We start from the raw sequence: 16,182 nt of genomic DNA, 5'->3' as shown, positions 1-16,182 counted from the left end.
ATTTATGACAATTGACTAAACCGATTATTGCCTTTCGAAATGTCTCAAAAGTGTTTGAAGACAGTGGCACACAAGTTTTAAAAGACATCAACTTTGAACTAGAAGAAGGTAAGTTCTATACCCTTCTTGGGGCATCTGGTTCTGGTAAATCAACGATTTTGAACATCATTGCAGGTCTCTTAGATGCAACCAGTGGTGACGTCCTTTTGGATGGAAAACGAATCAATGATATTCCTATCAATAAAAGGGATGTTCACACCGTTTTCCAATCTTATGCCCTCTTTCCACATATGAATGTCTTTGACAATGTGGCTTTTGCCCTTAAATTGAAAAAGGTGCCTAAAAAGGAAATTGAAGAGCGTGTAGAAGAAGCCTTAAAGATGGTTCAACTAAATGGTTATCAAAAGCGCTCGATTCAAAAATTATCAGGTGGTCAACGTCAACGTGTGGCTATTGCTCGTGCGATTATTAACCAACCACGTGTAGTCCTTTTGGATGAGCCTTTGTCAGCACTGGATTTGAAACTACGTACTGAAATGCAATACGAGTTGCGCGAATTGCAACAACGTTTAGGGATTACTTTTGTCTTTGTCACTCACGACCAAGAAGAGGCCTTGGCCATGTCGGACTGGATTTTTGTTATGAATGATGGTGAAATTGTTCAATCAGGAACTCCGGTTGATATCTATGACGAACCAATCAATCACTTCGTTGCAACCTTTATTGGAGAATCTAATATCCTACCAGGCGTTATGATTGAGGACTATTTGGTTGAGTTCAATGGGAAACGTTTTGAATCTGTTGATGGAGGAATGCGTCCTAATGAACCTGTCGAAGTGGTGATTCGTCCTGAAGATTTACAGATTACACTTCCTGAGGAAGGCAAATTGCAAGTTCGCGTGGAAACTCAGCTCTTCCGTGGGGTCCACTATGAAATCATTGCCTATGACAATCTTGGTAATGAATGGATGATTCATTCAACTCGTAAGGCGATTGAGGGTGAGATTATCGGCCTTGATTTTACGCCTGAGGATATTCATATCATGCGTCTTAATGAGACAGAAGAAGAATTCGATGCTCGTATTGAAGAATATGTGGAAGTGGAAGAGCATGAAGATGGCTTGATTAATGCCATTGAGGAGGAGCGCTATGAAGAAAACAGCTAGTCTCTTCTCGGTTCCTTACCTCCTTTGGCTCCTACTCTTCGTGGTTGCTCCAGTACTCATGCTACTCTATCAGTCTTTCTTTGATATCAGTGGCAACTTTACTTTGGACAATTATGGTACCTTCTTTTCCAGTTGGACTTACTTAAGGATGAGTTTTAACTCGGTTCTTTATGCAGCCATCATTACTCTGGTAACCCTTCTCATTTCTTATCCGACGGCATATCTTTTAACCAGACTAAAGCATAAGCAACTTTGGTTGATGTTGGTCATTTTGCCAACTTGGGTCAACCTCCTTCTGAAAGCTTATGCTTTTATGGGAATTTTTGGGCAACAAGGTGGTATCAATGCCTTTCTCGGCTTCTTTGGGATTGCACCCATGCAAATTCTCTTTACGGATTTCTCCTTCATTTTTGTGGCTAGCTACATTGAAATTCCCTTTATGATTCTACCGATTTTCAATGCACTAGATGATTTGGATGAAAATATTGTGAATGCGAGTAAAGATTTGGGAGCCAATGATTGGCAGACCTTTACCAAGGTTATTTTTCCCTTATCGCTTAATGGGGTACGCTCTGGTGTCCAGTCTGTCTTTATTCCTAGTCTCAGCCTCTTTATGCTGACACGCTTGATTGGTGGGAACCGAGTGATTACCCTAGGGACAGCTATTGAACAGCACTTCCTCACTACACAAAACTGGGGAATGGGGGCAACCATTGGTGTTGTTCTTATTGCTGCCATGATTGCGACCATGTGGTTAACAAAGGAGAGACGTCAATGAAAAAATTTGCAAATCTCTATTTAGCTCTTGTCTTTGTTATCCTTTATTTGCCAATCTTCTATTTAATCGCCTATTCTTTCAATAGTGGTGGTGATATGAATAGCTTCACTGGCTTTACTCTGGATAACTACCAGAGCATGTTTTCAGATAGCCGACTCATGTTAATTTTGGCTCAAACCTTCTTTTTAGCTTTCCTTAGTGCTCTTCTGGCGACGATTATTGGTACCTTTGGGTCTATCTTTATCTATGAGAGCAAACAGAAGCAGCAGACTGGAATCTTATCCCTAAATAACGTACTCATGGTTGCACCTGACGTTATGATTGGTGCGAGTTTCTTGATTCTCTTTACCTTGATAGGTTTCCAACTCGGTTTTGTATCGGTTTTGTTGAGTCACATTGCCTTCTCAATCCCAATCGTCGTTCTCATGGTTTTACCACGTCTCAAGGAAATGAATCGAGACATGGTGAATGCAGCTTATGACCTGGGTGCGACCCAATGGCAGATGTTACGTGAGGTTATGTTGCCATACTTGACACCTGGTATTATCGCTGGTTATTTCATGGCCTTTACCTATTCTTTGGATGACTTCGCAGTAACCTTCTTTGTTACGGGGAATGGTTTTTCAACACTTGCTGTGGAAATATACTCACGTGCCCGTAAAGGGATTTCCTTGGAAATCAATGCCCTATCAACGGTTGTCTTCTTGTTTTCTATTCTTCTAGTCATTGGATATTATATGATTACCAAGGAGAGAAAGGAGGAGCACGATGCGTAAACTCTATCAATTTCTGGCAGGGATTTTAGCAATTATTTTCTTCCTTTGGGGAATTTCTGCCTACATGCAAAGTCGTACAGGAAATGCTTCGGACAAGCTTGTTATATATAACTGGGGTGATTATATTGATCCTGATCTTTTGACCAAGTTCACTAAAGAAACAGGAATCAAGGTCCAGTATGAAACTTTTGATTCCAACGAAGCTATGTATACTAAGATTAAGCAAGGTGGTACGACATACGACATTGCTGTGCCGTCAGACTACACCATTGATAAAATGGTCAAGGAAGACCTTTTGGTGAAGTTGGATAAATCTAAAATCCATGGCTTTGATCAGATTGGTTCAAGCTTTAAAGGACTTAGTTTTGACCCTCACAATGACTATTCCATACCTTATTTCTGGGGGACAGTCGGAATCGTCTATAATACGAAATTGGTGAAAAAAGCACCTCAGCACTGGAATGATCTTTGGTCACCCGAATACAGAAACCAGATTATGCTGGTTGATGGCGCACGAGAAGTCCTTGGTTTCTCACTTAATAGCCTGGGATATAGCTTGAATACGAAGAATATGACTGAATTACGTTTGGCTGAAACTAAACTTAATAGTCTGACACCAAATATCAAAGCTATTGTGGGTGATGAGATGAAGGGCTACATGGTTCAAGGTGATGCGGCTATTGGAGTAACCTTCTCAGGGGAAGCCAGTGAGATGCTTGATAAAAATGAGGACCTACGTTACGTTGTCCCATCAGAAGGCTCAAATCTTTGGTTTGACAATCTAGTGATTCCTAAAACTGTGAAGCATGAGAAGGAAGCTTATGCCTTTATCAACTTCATGCTTAAACCGGAAAATGCAGCGCAAAATGCTGAATATATTGGTTATGCCACACCTAACGAGGCAGCCAAAGCCTTACTTCCAAAGAGTATTACGGATGATAAGGCCTTTTACCCATCAGAATCAACCATTAAAAACCTTGAAGTCTATAATAACCTAGGTCAAAAGTGGCTAGGAATCTATAACGATATTTACCTTCAAGTTAAGATGTATCGTAAATAAGATTTTTGAGACCTAAGTTTTAGATGCAATCTAAAACGGTTCTTCAAACGATTTTATTTTAAAATTACGGAGAGGCTGAAACGCAATAGTTTCAGTCTTTTTCTTACATCGAAAAGTCTCGCCTGTTGCGTACAAGTCTCTCGATTAACAAGAGTTTCCAAGATTTCAGGAGTGCTGACACATAAGAGATTAAGAAAGTGTCTACTTTACACTATTCCGAACAAGCCATACTATTTTTCTTGAAAAATTGTATTGCTGTGCTATAATAAAGCAAAGAAATTTTTAATGTTTATTTTGGAGGACTTAACATGCAAGCAGCATTTCTCTTTTTACTGATTTCATTCTTGATTATCTTGGGAATTCTCATCAGTATGCTTTACGTTGTACGTCAACAGTCAGTAGCTATCGTTGAACGTTTTGGACGCTATCAAAAAATCGCAACGAGTGGTATTCATATGCGTTTGCCATTTGGTATCGATAAAATTGCCGCTCGTATTCAACTACGTTTGCTTCAAAGTGAGATTGTGGTCGAAACCAAGACCAAGGACAATGTCTTTGTCATGATGAATGTAGCCACTCAATATCGTGTAAATGAGCAAAATGTTACAGATGCTTACTATAAACTCATGCGTCCAGAGGCTCAAATTAAATCATATATTGAGGACGCCCTTCGTTCATCAGTTCCTAAATTGACGCTTGATGAGCTTTTTGAGAAAAAGGATGAGATTGCCCTTGAGGTTCAACACCAAGTAGCAGAAGAAATGACAACTTATGGTTATATCATTGTTAAGACCTTGATTACCAAAGTTGAACCAGATGCTGAAGTTAAGCAGTCTATGAACGAAATCAATGCTGCCCAACGTAAGCGTGTAGCAGCCCAAGAATTGGCAGAAGCTGATAAAATCAAGATTGTGACTGCAGCCGAAGCCGAAGCTGAAAAAGATCGTCTTCATGGTGTTGGTATTGCCCAACAACGTAAGGCTATCGTTGATGGATTGGCTGAATCTATTGCAGAACTTAAAGAGGCTAATGTGGGGATGTCTGAAGAGCAGATTATGTCTATTCTCTTGACTAACCAATATTTGGATACCCTTAATACTTTTGCGGCGAAAGGAAATCAAACCTTATTCTTGCCAAATAATCCAAACGGTGTGGATGATATTCGTACCCAAATTTTGTCAGCCTTGAAAGCAGATAATAAAAATTAAGCACAAAAAGAAGCCAGATCTATACGATCTGACTTTTTTGATTTATTTTTCTAGGAATTGAGCCAAACGAATAACTTCAATCTTATAGCCATCTGGATCAGTGATAAAGTAATACATTTTTGGTTTACTAGGAAGACCTGAGAGGTCTGTAACAGTGTATCCAGCCTCTTTGTGAGCTTGGTGTGTAGCTTCTAAATCATCGACACCAACAGCGATATGACCGTATCCATCTCCTAAATCATAGGCTTCGTGGTCATAATTGTAGGTTAATTCCAACTCGTAATCAGGATCATCTTCGAGTTGCAAGTAGACAAGGGTGAACTTATATTCTGGAAAATCATTTCGACGAGCTTCTTTGAAACCAAGAGCTTCTTTATAAAATTTAAGTGAGGCTTCTAGGTCCTTGACACGGACACAAGTGTGTAGAAATTTAGTCATGTGAGATACTCCTTTTATCTAATTCTGTAAGTTTATGATAGCATTTTAAAACCGTTTTTTCTACTATTGGCTCTTTTATGCTATAATGACGAAAAACAATCTGTGGAGGATGATTATGACGATTTTAGCGATTGATTTTGGAGGAACACAGGTGAAGTCAGCACTTGTTTCGGAGGAATTTGCCATTGAAAAAAGTCTGCCGACGCAGTCATCTCCACAAACCTTTGACCAAGCTATTGATGTTATTGATCATATAGTTACTTCAGTTGAAGCCAAGCTATCAGGTATTGCTATTAGTGTTCCTGGGACGGTTGATACTGAGGAAGGTGTCATTTATCATGGTGGCTTATTGAGATTTTTCCATGGTTTTCGTATTAAAGAGGTCCTTGAAGTCAAGTACCATTTGTCTGTAATGGCTCTTAATGATGGTAAAGCGGCAGCCTTGGCAGAGCTAGCCACAGGCCATTTGCAAGGAGCGACCAATGGTGCAGCCCTTGTTTTGGGTTCAGGTCTAGGTGGTGGACTTATAATTAATGGTAAACTTTTTCAAGGAAGTCACTTTCAAGCGGGCGAGTTGACCTTTATTTTACCAGTTCAAATGGAAAAAGTTGAGCCTTCATTGATGCGAGGCATGACTCTGTCGGCTGTAGGTTTAATTACCAAAATTAATGAAGTGTTAGGGAACTCTGACTTAAAGAATGGTTTAGCCGCATTTGAGGCAATTAATGTAGGAGATAAAATGGTCTATCCACTTTTTGAAAGCTATTGCCGTAACTTAGCCATTACCATATTGAATCTTCAAACCATTTTTGATATGGAAACCTTTGTTATTGGAGGTGGTATTTCAGCCCAGCCTATTCTTATCGAGGAGGTCAACCGCCAGTTTGATAAGGTTCACCATGAGATTGACTTTATTGGTAAAATTATTAAACGTCCGAAGATTGTGGCCTGTCATCATCATAATGGAGCTAATTTGATTGGAGCAGCTTATTTTCTTAAGCAGAAATAAACGGATACTAAAATCAAAAGTTGATAGAATAATACCTAAAATACCTAACTTTTTAAAGATGAACGGTTAATTCCGTTCGTTTTTTACTGTTAGGACTTTACAATATTCAGAAAATTCGCTATAATGGGACCATTAAAATTTTGGAGGTGTCTTTATGACAATTTATAATTTCTCAGCAGGACCTGCTACATTACCAAAACCAGTGCTTGAAAAAGCCCAAGCTGAATTGCTTAACTATCAAGATTCCGGTATGTCCGTGCTAGAAATGTCCCACCGTTCTCCAGAATTTGACAAAATCGTTAAAGATGCGGAAGCGACACTTCGTGAGCTTATGGCCATTCCTGATAACTATAAGGTTATTTTCTTGCAAGGTGGCGCTTCGACACAATTTACAATGGTCCCACTTAACCTCGCTCAAGGTAAGAAAGCTTACTACCTTGTAGGTGGTTCATGGGGTAAAAAAGCTTATACAGAAGCTGTTAAACTTTCAAAAACTATTCCTTTTGAACCAATTCTTTTGGCCTCTTCAGAAGAAACTGTTTACGATCACATCCCAAGCTTTGACCCAGCAACAATTGATCCAGAAGCTGCTTATGTTCACTTGACAACGAACAATACCATTGAAGGAACATCTATCTACGATTTGCCTGATACTAATGGTGTGCCAATTGTAGCTGATATGTCTTCAAATATTTTGGCTGCTCGTTACAATGTTGAGGACTTTGCCCTTATCTATGCTGGTGCTCAGAAAAATATTGGACCTGCTGGTGTTACAGTGGTTATCGTTCGTGAAGACTTCCTTAACGACCAACCACAATTGTCTGCCATGTTGGATTACCGTATTCAAGCTGAAGCAGGATCACTTTACAATACACCACCATGTTTCAACATCTATATTTCAAAACTCGTCTTTGACTGGGTTAAAAATGAAATTGGTGGCGTGGACAAGATGGCTGAAATTCAACGTGAGAAATCAGGCCTTCTCTACGACTACATTGAGTCATCTGATTTCTACACAAATCCTGTCAAAGATGCCAAGGATCGTTCTGTCTGCAACATCCCATTTGTAACACCAAGTAAAGAGTTGGATGCTAAGTTTGTAGCAGAAGCAGATGCTCTTGGTTTCAAGAATATCAAAGGACACCGTTCAGTAGGTGGTATGCGTGCTAGTGTTTATAATGCATTCCCACGTCAGGGTGTACTTGACTTGATTGACTTTATGAAGAAATTTGAAGCCGAAAATAAATAATTAGGTAAAGAGATGGAAATTAGACAAGCCTTCCCAAATGAAATTGGGGCTATCATGACTGTGATTGAGAGTGCTAGAACTGCTTTAGCAGAAGCGGGGAGCACCCAATGGCAAGGAGCTGATGGTTACCCTACAGAAGAAACTATCTTTAACGATGTCCTTAATGGGCAGGCCTATGTAGGAATTGTTGATGGTCAAATCGTTTCTTATGCTGCGGTGATTGTTGATGGAGACCCTGCTTACGACAAAATCTATGACGGGGACTGGAAACACCACAATAAGCGCTATATTACTTTTCATAGAATCGCCGTTTTAAGTGAATTTACGGGTCGGGGCATTGCTCAAACCTTCATTCAGGGTCTTATTGAGGGAACTGATGCTCATGATTTCCGTTGCGATACGCATGAAAAGAATACTGTCATGCAGCATATTTTGGAGAAGCTTGGCTATGTCTATTGTGGCAAGGTTCCTATTGATGGTGAACGTCTTGCTTATCAGAAAATCAAAACTAAGCGGGAGAAAGCCTTTTATCAAGAACTTGATGAAGCAGCTCACCACGGGATACATTGATTTAAGAGGAATAAAATTATGGTATTTAGTGTAAAAACATATAACAATATTAACCAGATTGGTTTGAAGGAACTTGGAAATCATTTCCAAATTGATGGTGATTTAGCGGAAAATCCAGATGCCTACATCATTCGTAGTCAAAATCTCCATAATACCGTCTTCCCTGACAACTTGAAAGCTATTGCGCGTGCTGGTGCAGGAACTAATAATATTCCAGTTGACGAAGCAACTGAAAAAGGAATTGTTGTCTTCAATACTCCAGGTGCCAATGCTAACGCTGTTAAAGAAGCTGTTCTGGCCTCTATCTTACTCTCAGCACGTGACTATATTGCGGCCAATGCTTGGGTTAACACACTTAGTGGTGACGATGTTCCTAAACAAATTGAAGCAGGGAAGAAACAGTTTGCTGGTAGCGAGATTGCTGGTAAGACCCTTGGTGTTATCGGGCTTGGTGCTATTGGTGCACGTATTGCCAATGATGCTTACCGTTTGGGTATGAAGGTCTATGGTTACGATCCATACGTTTCTATTGAAGCAGCTTGGAATATTTCTCACCACGTAAGACGTGTTTCTGATCTCAAAGAGATTTTTGAAAACTGTGATTATATCACTGTTCACGTTCCATTGACACCTGACACAAAAGGAACTTTCAATGCGGATGCCTTTAACCTTATGCAAAAAGGGACAACTATCATTAACTTTGCCCGTGCAGAGTTGGTAGATAACGATGCCCTCTTTGATGCTTTGGAAACAGGTGTGGTTAAACGTTATATCACCGACTTTGGTACAGAAGAGCTACTTAATAAACCTCATGTGACTGTCTTCCCACACGTTGGAGGATCAACAGGTGAAGCAGAACTTAACTGTGCGATTATGGCCGGTCAAACCATTCGTCGTTTCATGGAAACAGGTGAGATTGTTAACTCTGTTAACTTCCCACGTGTGCAACAGGCCTTGAGTGCCCCATACCGTATCACCTTGATTAATAAAAACGTGCCTAATATTGTGGCTCGTATCTCTACAGCGGTTTCTGATTTTAATATCAATATTGATAATATCATCAACCGTTCTAAGGGAGACTATGCCTATACACTTCTTGACCTTGATGAAACAGACAAGTCTAAGATTGATGAATTGGTTGCTAAGTTTGAGGCTAGCGACAATATCGTTCGTGTGCGTTTGATTAAAGGTAAATAATAAGAGTTAATTGACAGGAACAAGAGATTCCTGTCTTTTTGTTATAATAAATATATGTTTTATCGTCAGTATTATTTATCTCCTATTGGACGCTTGTGTTTGGTGGCAAGTGACCAAGCGCTTTATGGCATTTGGTTGGAGGGACAAAAGCATTTTCAGGCAGGTATTAAGGAAGAGGAATTAGTAGACACCTCAAATCCTATCTTGAAAATGACGAGGGATTGGTTAGAGGCTTATTTTAAAGGTAATAATCCAAGTCCAGCTACCCTCCCTCTAGCAGATAGAGGGACCTCCTTCCAGTTAAAGGTTTGGTCAGCTTTACAGGACATTCCTGCGGGGCAGAGTAGAACCTATAGTCAGATTGGAAAAGTGATTTCATGTCAATCGGCACAGGCGGTAGGAACTGCTGTTGGTAAGAATCCATGGTTGGTTCTCGTCCCTTGTCATCGGGTTCTTCCTAGTAGTGGTCATATAGGAAAATATGCAGCAGGAGAAGAAGCCAAGCGTTTTTTACTTCATTTAGAAGGCATTAGGTTTGACAAGTCTTAGACAGATATTTTATGCTAGAAAAAAGGAGAAAAACATGTACACTTTTTATGAATATCCCAAATGTAGCACTTGTCGTAAGGCAAAGGCGGAACTCAATCAATTAGGTTTAGATGTTAAATCTATTAATATTAAGGAAAACCCACCTTCGGCTCAGTTTTTAAAAGAGCTTTTGGCAGGGTCAGATTTAGAGCTTAAGAAATTCTTTAATACGAGTGGACAATCCTACCGATCTCTAGGATTAAAGGATAAGCTACCAATGCTATCTCTTGATGAAGCTGTTGAACTCTTAGCTTCAGATGGTATGTTGATTAAACGTCCTATCTTGATTAAAGATGGTAAGGTTTTACAGGTTGGTTACCGTACGCCTTACCAAGACTTATATTTATAAAAAATAAGCAAAAAATCTTGCCACAGTAAATAGAAATATGGTAAGATTAAAACAGTTGCCGCTATAGTTAAATGGTATAATAGAGCAATGGTAATGCTCCGTTCCGAGTTCAATTCTCGGTGGTGGCATCTGTGATAGAGTCCAGCCTTTGGGTTGGATTTTTTTATGTTCAAAGGGGCTGATTTATGGCTCTTAATTTTTCAAAAGAATTTACTGAAAACTCTTGAAATTCAAAAAAAAAGGAGTAGACTAATAGGTGATTAAACCTAGGAGGCAAGTTGTGAAATACTACGTTCAATTCATGTTGATTTGTTTGTTTGCCGTTATTGGTGAAGCTCTGTCAACATTCTTCAAATTACCTATTCCTGGAAGCATTATTGGCTTATTCTTGCTTCTGATTGCTCTCCAGCTTAAGTGGATTCGTCTACGTCATATACATGCTGTGGCAGAATTTTTAATTGCCAATATGACTATTCTATTTTTGCCAGCAGGTGTCGGTATTATGGAACGTTGGAATGCTATTTCAGCGAATATTGTCCCTATTATTTTGATTATTATGGGAGCCTTGGTTCTTAATATTGTAGTGATTGCAGTAGTCGTCGGTTTCATCAAAAAACATTTTGAAGGTGATTACGAGGAGGTTAAACGTGGCTAATTTTTTTAACACACCCTTGTTTGGGCTAACACTTTCTGTACTAGCTTACACAATAGGGCTATTGATTTATCGCCGTTTCCCTAATCCTTTGACGACGCCTCTTCTTGTATCGACTGCCCTGATTATCGTCATTTTGCACTATACAGGAATTTCCTACAAGGATTACTATGTCGGTGGCTCTTATCTTAACAGTTTGATTATTCCTTCAACAGTCGCGCTAGCAGTTCCTTTTTATAAAAATCTACACCTCATGCGCCATCACTATAAGAGTATTTTAATTGGATCAACGGTTGCTTGTGTTCTAAATACGACTTACACGGCCTTGATTGCTAAGCTTTTTGGAATGGATTATTTTTTGGCTATTTCGCTCTTTCCTAAGTCCGTAACGACTGCCATGGCTGTGGGAATTTCGGAAAAAATGCAGGGGATTACGACGGTAACCTTGGTTGTAGTTGTTATTACGGGTATCTTAACCTCTGTCTTAGGTCCTGTCTTTCTAAAAATGATTGGGATTAAAGACCCAGTCGCTATCGGACTTTCACTAGGAGGAACCGGACACGCTGTAGGTACAGGAACTGCCTTCAGATATGGTCAAGTTGCAGGTGCCATGGGTGGTCTCTCAATCGCTGTAACAGGGATTCTATATGTCTTTATTAGTCCTATTGTGGCAAGTTTGATTCTGAAATAAAAAATTAAGGTTTGGATAGGTTTTCCAAGCCTTTTTAGCTGTGAAAAGCAAGCAAAATCTGACCTTTTATGTTATAATTAAGGTTATGAATTATGGAGATTATATCTGGGATTTGGGTGGTACCTTGTTGGATAATTACCAGGTATCAACCCAAGCCTTTCTAGCAACTTTAGAACAATTTGAGCGTACAGCAGAACCTCAAGCAGTCTATGATGCCCTTAAGGTATCAACGAGCACTGCCATTGCTATGTTTGCGCCTGATATAGCTGATTTTCGAACCCTATATAAGCAGGAGGAAGCCAAGCATTTACAGGAACCTGTTCTTTTTAAAGGTGCTAGGGCTGTCCTAGCTAAGATTGTGACCGAGGGTGGGCGTAATTTTTTGGTTAGCCACCGTAATCACTTGGTGCTAGATATCCTTGATAAAGCAGAAATTGCCTCTTATTTTACAGAGGTTGTAACTTCTGAAAATGGTTTTGCTAGAAAGCCGAGTCCAGATAGTTTCCTTTATTTAATTAAAAAATACGATATTAAACACGGCTTGGTCATAGGTGACCGCCAGATAGATATAGAGGCAGGAAAAGCAGCGGGTCTGGATACCTTGCTTGTTGATGGCCATAAATCATTATTGGAGATTGTGACATAAATGACTGATGAATTAAAAAATCTTGAAGAAAAAGCGCAAGAATATGATGCCAGCCAGATTCAAGTCCTAGAGGGACTTGAAGCGGTACGTATGCGCCCAGGTATGTATATTGGCTCAACCTCAAAAGAGGGGTTGCATCATTTGGTATGGGAGATTGTCGATAACTCAATCGATGAGGCCTTGGCTGGTTTCGCCACCCATATTCAAGTCTTTATTGAGCCGGACAATTCTATTACGGTTGTCGATGATGGTCGTGGTATTCCAGTCGATATCCAAGAAAAAACTGGCCGTCCTGCGGTAGAAACTGTCTTTACAGTACTTCACGCTGGTGGTAAATTCGGCGGAGGCGGTTATAAGGTCTCTGGTGGTTTGCACGGGGTTGGTTCTTCGGTCGTTAATGCCCTCTCAACACAACTTGATGTTAAGGTTTATAAAAATGGCCATATCCACTTCCAAGAGTATAAACGTGGGGTAGTGGTAGCAGATTTGGCAGTAATTGGTGAAACAGAGAAACATGGTACGACTGTTCACTTTACGCCAGACCCAGAGATTTTCCAAGAGACAACCGAGTTTGATTTTGGAAAATTGGCTAAACGTATCCAAGAATTAGCCTTTTTGAACAAGGGGCTCCGTATCTCTATCACAGATAAGCGTGAAGGTCTCAAACAAGAGAAACATTATCACTACGAAGGTGGTATCACATCCTATGTGAAATACATCAATGAAAACAAGGATGTTATCTTTGATGAACCTATCTACACTGATGGTGAGATGGATGGTATTTCGGTTGAAGTTGCTATGCAATACACGACTGGCTATCATGAAACGGTAATGAGTTTTGCCAACAACATTCACACCCATGAGGGTGGTACTCACGAACAAGGTTTCCGAACAGCCTTAACGCGTGTCATTAATGACTATGCACGTCAGAATAAGATTCTCAAAGAAAAGGATGATAATTTGACAGGGGATGATGTTCGTGAAGGTTTGACTGCTATCATCTCTGTTAAACATCCAAACCCACAGTTTGAAGGTCAAACCAAAACCAAGCTTGGAAACTCTGAAGTGGTTAAGATTACCAATCGTCTCTTCAGTGAAGCTTTGAGTCGCTTCCTCTTGGAAAATCCTGCTATCGCTAAGAAGATTGTTGAAAAAGGGATTTTGGCTTCTAAGGCCCGTATCGCCGCTAAGCGTGCCCGTGAAGTGACACGTAAGAAGTCAGGTCTTGAAATTTCTAACCTTCCAGGGAAGTTGGCAGACTGTTCATCAAATAATGCTGAAATGAATGAACTTTTCATTGTCGAAGGGGACTCAGCCGGTGGATCTGCTAAATCAGGTCGTAATCGTGAATTCCAAGCTATTCTGCCAATTCGAGGTAAGATTTTGAACGTTGAAAAGGCTAGCATGGATAAGATTCTAGCCAATGAAGAAATTCGTTCTCTCTTCACAGCTATGGGAACAGGTTTTGGAGCTGAATTTGATGTCAGCAAGGCTCGTTACCACAAGTTGGTAATCATGACCGATGCCGATGTCGATGGGGCCCACATCCGTACTTTGCTTCTGACTTTGATTTACCGCTTTATGCGTCCAGTCTTGGAAGCAGGCTATGTCTACATTGCTCAACCACCAATTTATGGGGTTAAGGTTGGTTCTGAGATTAAAGAGTACATCCAACCTGGTGCCGATCAAGAAGACAAATTGCGTGCTGCTCTTGAAAACTACAGTGTGGGACGTTCAAAACCTACAGTACAACGTTATAAAGGTTTGGGTGAAATGGATGACCACCAACTTTGGGAAACTACCATGGACCCTGAAAATCGTTTGATGGCACGTGTTTCTGTGGATGATGCTGCAGAGGCCGATAAGATTTTCGATATGCTGATGGGAGACAAGGTTGAACCTCGTCGCGAATTTATCGAAGAAAATGCCGTTTACAGTACTCTAGATATCTAATATTCTTTTAGAAAAGGGTGCAATGCTAGGATAACTATGATATAATCGTAATGTTATTCTACATTTATGAACATAATAGACGATTAAGGAGAAACTATGTCTAGCGGAATTGTTTTACTGATTGTAGTGGTAGTTATACTTGTAATTGTCGCTTACTTAGTCGGTATTCTTATTAGAAAACGAAATGATTCGCGGATTGCACAGCTTGAAGAACGCAAGCAAAAATTGTTTGACTTGCCAATTAACGAAGAAATTGAAGAAGTTAAAAAGCTTCACTTGATTGGACAAAGTCAAACAACATTCCGTGAATGGAATCAGAAATGGATTGATATCTCGACAAATTCATTCGCAGATATTGAAAATCATATTTTCGAAGCTGAAAATATGAATGATACCTTCCATTTCTTCAAGGCTAGTGGTGAAATCAATAATATTGAGAGTCAGTTAGATCTTGTGGAAGAAGATATCAAGTCTATCCGCGAAGCGCTCTCAACCTTGAAAGAACAAGAAGAAAAGAACAGTGCTCGCGTTAAGCATGCATTAGACTTGTACGAAGAGTTGCAAAACTCAATCGAGGAAAACTCTGATAATTTCGGTTCTACCATGACCGAAATCAATAAGCAGCTTAAAAACATTGAAGCTGAGTTTGCAGAATTCGTGACTCTTAACTCATCAGGTGACCCTGTTGAAGCATCTAGCATCTTGGATCGTGCAGAAGAGCACACTATTGCATTGGGTCAAATTTCAGAGAAGATTCCTGCTATTGTAGCTAAGTTGGAAGATGATTTCCCAGATCAGTTGGATGATTTGGAATCTGGCTATCGCAAGTTGATTGAGCAAAATTATCACTTCCCTGAGAAAAATATCGAACGTCGCTTCCAAGAAATTCGTGAAGCTATCCGTTCAAACTCAAGTGAGTTGGTTTCTCTTGATTTAGACCGTGCGGAAGAAGAAAACGCTGAGATTCAAGAAAAAATTGACAACTTGTATAGCATTTTTGAACGTGAAATTGCCTCATACAAGGTTGTTATGCGTCAAAAGAAAATTTTGCCAGATTATCTCAAGCATGCTAAAGAAAACAACAAGAAACTTCAAGAAGAGCTTGAGCGTCTCATGTTGACTTACATCTTCGATGAAACATATGCGGCAGATGTTCGTAGCTTTGCATCTGATATTTCAGGTGTGGAGACGGCTGTTCTTCCGACCCTTGAAAATTTTGAAACTCAGGTAAAACCATTCTCAGAACTTGAGAAAATCTTTGAAAAGAGTCTTAATACCTTGTCAGCTGTTGAAAATGGTCAGGTTGAGGTCTTTGAAAATCTTCAGGCTATTGAGATAAACGAAGCTAAAGCACGTGAAGAGCTTGATCTTTATGTTAATAAATTGCATGTTATCAAGCGTTACATGGAAAAACGTAACCTGCCAGGTATTCCTCAATCCTTCTTGAGTGTATTCTTCTCAACTAGTGCTCAAATTGAGGCCCTTATGGACGAACTCAGCCGTGGCCGTATTAATATTGATGCGGTAATGCGTTTGACAGAAATATCTAAAAACGCCATTGATCATTTGGAAGAGACTGCTTACTTGGTTGTTCAAAATGCAACCTTGACTGAGCAACTCTTGCAATACTCAAACCGCTACCGTTCGTTCGAACCTGCTGTTCAAAGTAGCTTTGAGCATGCACTTAAATTGTTTGAGGTTGATCATGATTATGATGCATCTTTGGAAGAAATCTCTTATGCTTTGGAAACAGTTGAACCAGGTGTGACAGATCGTTTTGTATCATCTTACGAGAAGACACGCGAACAAATTCGTATGTAAGAGAAAGATTCTGGACTACGGTCCAGAATTT

Annotated in this window: 17 protein-coding genes and 1 tRNA gene; 17 read left to right on the top strand and 1 reads right to left on the bottom strand. The window is 39.9% G+C overall.

Translation table 11 applies throughout. The annotated features are described in order from the left end of the window. Positions 1-11 precede the first annotated feature (11 nt). The 5 genes from NYE32_RS07520 to NYE32_RS07500 all read left to right on the top strand — a co-directional run bounded on the left by NYE32_RS07520 (position 12) and on the right by NYE32_RS07500 (position 4,988). Positions 12-1,166, top strand: coding sequence for an ABC transporter ATP-binding protein (locus NYE32_RS07520; protein WP_064524180.1), 1,155 nt, complete (start codon positions 12-14; stop codon positions 1,164-1,166). After that, positions 1,150-1,944: an ABC transporter permease gene (locus tag NYE32_RS07515; RefSeq protein WP_048673786.1), complete on the top strand. Its 795-nt coding sequence runs from the start codon at positions 1,150-1,152 to the stop codon at positions 1,942-1,944. Before NYE32_RS07520 ends, NYE32_RS07515 begins: the two co-directional genes overlap by 17 nt. Continuing rightward, positions 1,941-2,720 (top strand): ABC transporter permease, encoded by a 780-nt coding sequence (locus NYE32_RS07510; protein ID WP_037598343.1) that lies wholly within the window; start codon positions 1,941-1,943, stop codon positions 2,718-2,720. Before NYE32_RS07515 ends, NYE32_RS07510 begins: the two co-directional genes overlap by 4 nt. Beyond that, positions 2,713-3,780 carry an ABC transporter substrate-binding protein gene (locus NYE32_RS07505; RefSeq protein WP_073685688.1) on the top strand — a complete coding sequence of 356 codons (1,068 nt, stop codon included), beginning with the start codon at positions 2,713-2,715 and terminating at the stop codon, positions 3,778-3,780. The genes NYE32_RS07510 and NYE32_RS07505 overlap by 8 nt, the downstream gene beginning before the upstream one ends. 308 nt (positions 3,781-4,088) lie before the next feature. Further along, positions 4,089-4,988, top strand: a complete 900-nt coding sequence (locus NYE32_RS07500) for an SPFH domain-containing protein (protein WP_002891518.1) — start codon at positions 4,089-4,091, stop codon at positions 4,986-4,988. Between the two features lie 42 nt (positions 4,989-5,030). Here NYE32_RS07500 and NYE32_RS07495 read toward each other — a convergent pair whose 3' ends face one another. Further along, positions 5,031-5,426 (bottom strand): VOC family protein, encoded by a 396-nt coding sequence (locus NYE32_RS07495; RefSeq protein ID WP_339156973.1) that lies wholly within the window; start codon positions 5,424-5,426, stop codon positions 5,031-5,033. Positions 5,427-5,541: 115 nt separating this feature from the next. Between NYE32_RS07495 and NYE32_RS07490 the strand changes: the two genes are divergently transcribed. The 12 genes from NYE32_RS07490 to ezrA all read left to right on the top strand — a co-directional run bounded on the left by NYE32_RS07490 (position 5,542) and on the right by ezrA (position 16,151). After that, entirely contained in the window at positions 5,542-6,435 is an 894-nt protein-coding gene (locus tag NYE32_RS07490; protein ID WP_339156972.1) for an ROK family protein, read from the top strand. A 154-nt stretch (positions 6,436-6,589) separates the two neighbouring features. Continuing rightward, complete coding sequence (gene serC, locus NYE32_RS07485) at positions 6,590-7,684, top strand: 3-phosphoserine/phosphohydroxythreonine transaminase (RefSeq protein WP_014632766.1); 1,095 nt, start codon at positions 6,590-6,592, stop codon at positions 7,682-7,684. A gap of 12 nt (positions 7,685-7,696) precedes the next feature. After that, complete coding sequence (locus NYE32_RS07480) at positions 7,697-8,254, top strand: GNAT family N-acetyltransferase (protein ID WP_339156971.1); 558 nt, start codon at positions 7,697-7,699, stop codon at positions 8,252-8,254. 18 nt (positions 8,255-8,272) lie between these two features. Then, positions 8,273-9,451 (top strand): 3-phosphoglycerate dehydrogenase family protein, encoded by a 1,179-nt coding sequence (locus NYE32_RS07475; protein WP_060972623.1) that lies wholly within the window; start codon positions 8,273-8,275, stop codon positions 9,449-9,451. A 54-nt stretch (positions 9,452-9,505) separates the two neighbouring features. Next, positions 9,506-10,000 carry a methylated-DNA--[protein]-cysteine S-methyltransferase gene (locus NYE32_RS07470; RefSeq protein WP_339156970.1) on the top strand — a complete coding sequence of 165 codons (495 nt, stop codon included), beginning with the start codon at positions 9,506-9,508 and terminating at the stop codon, positions 9,998-10,000. Positions 10,001-10,034: 34 nt separating this feature from the next. After that, a complete protein-coding gene (locus NYE32_RS07465; protein WP_148512842.1) occupies positions 10,035-10,388 on the top strand; it encodes an arsenate reductase family protein in 354 nt (117 codons plus the stop codon). A 57-nt stretch (positions 10,389-10,445) separates the two neighbouring features. Then, a tRNA-Thr gene (locus tag NYE32_RS07460) sits at positions 10,446-10,516 on the top strand. 152 nt (positions 10,517-10,668) lie between these two features. Then, positions 10,669-11,043 (top strand): CidA/LrgA family protein, encoded by a 375-nt coding sequence (locus tag NYE32_RS07455; protein ID WP_037598332.1) that lies wholly within the window; start codon positions 10,669-10,671, stop codon positions 11,041-11,043. Then, on the top strand, positions 11,036-11,731 hold the full coding sequence (locus tag NYE32_RS07450) for an LrgB family protein (protein ID WP_060972243.1): 696 nt from the start codon (positions 11,036-11,038) through the stop codon (positions 11,729-11,731). The genes NYE32_RS07455 and NYE32_RS07450 overlap by 8 nt, the downstream gene beginning before the upstream one ends. Before the next feature lie 85 nt (positions 11,732-11,816). Continuing rightward, complete coding sequence (locus NYE32_RS07445; RefSeq protein WP_339156969.1) at positions 11,817-12,377, top strand: HAD-IA family hydrolase; 561 nt, start codon at positions 11,817-11,819, stop codon at positions 12,375-12,377. Beyond that, positions 12,378-14,330 carry a DNA topoisomerase (ATP-hydrolyzing) subunit B gene (gene gyrB, locus NYE32_RS07440; protein ID WP_002884534.1) on the top strand — a complete coding sequence of 651 codons (1,953 nt, stop codon included), beginning with the start codon at positions 12,378-12,380 and terminating at the stop codon, positions 14,328-14,330. It begins immediately after the preceding gene. Positions 14,331-14,426: 96 nt separating this feature from the next. After that, positions 14,427-16,151 (top strand): septation ring formation regulator EzrA, encoded by a 1,725-nt coding sequence (gene ezrA / locus NYE32_RS07435; RefSeq protein ID WP_339156968.1) that lies wholly within the window; start codon positions 14,427-14,429, stop codon positions 16,149-16,151. Positions 16,152-16,182: the final 31 nt, after the last annotated feature.

It is taken from the genome of Streptococcus sp. FSL R7-0248, from assembly GCF_037967965.1.
Classification (GTDB): domain Bacteria; phylum Bacillota; class Bacilli; order Lactobacillales; family Streptococcaceae; genus Streptococcus.
This window is presented reverse-complemented; position numbering and strand designations above follow the sequence as displayed.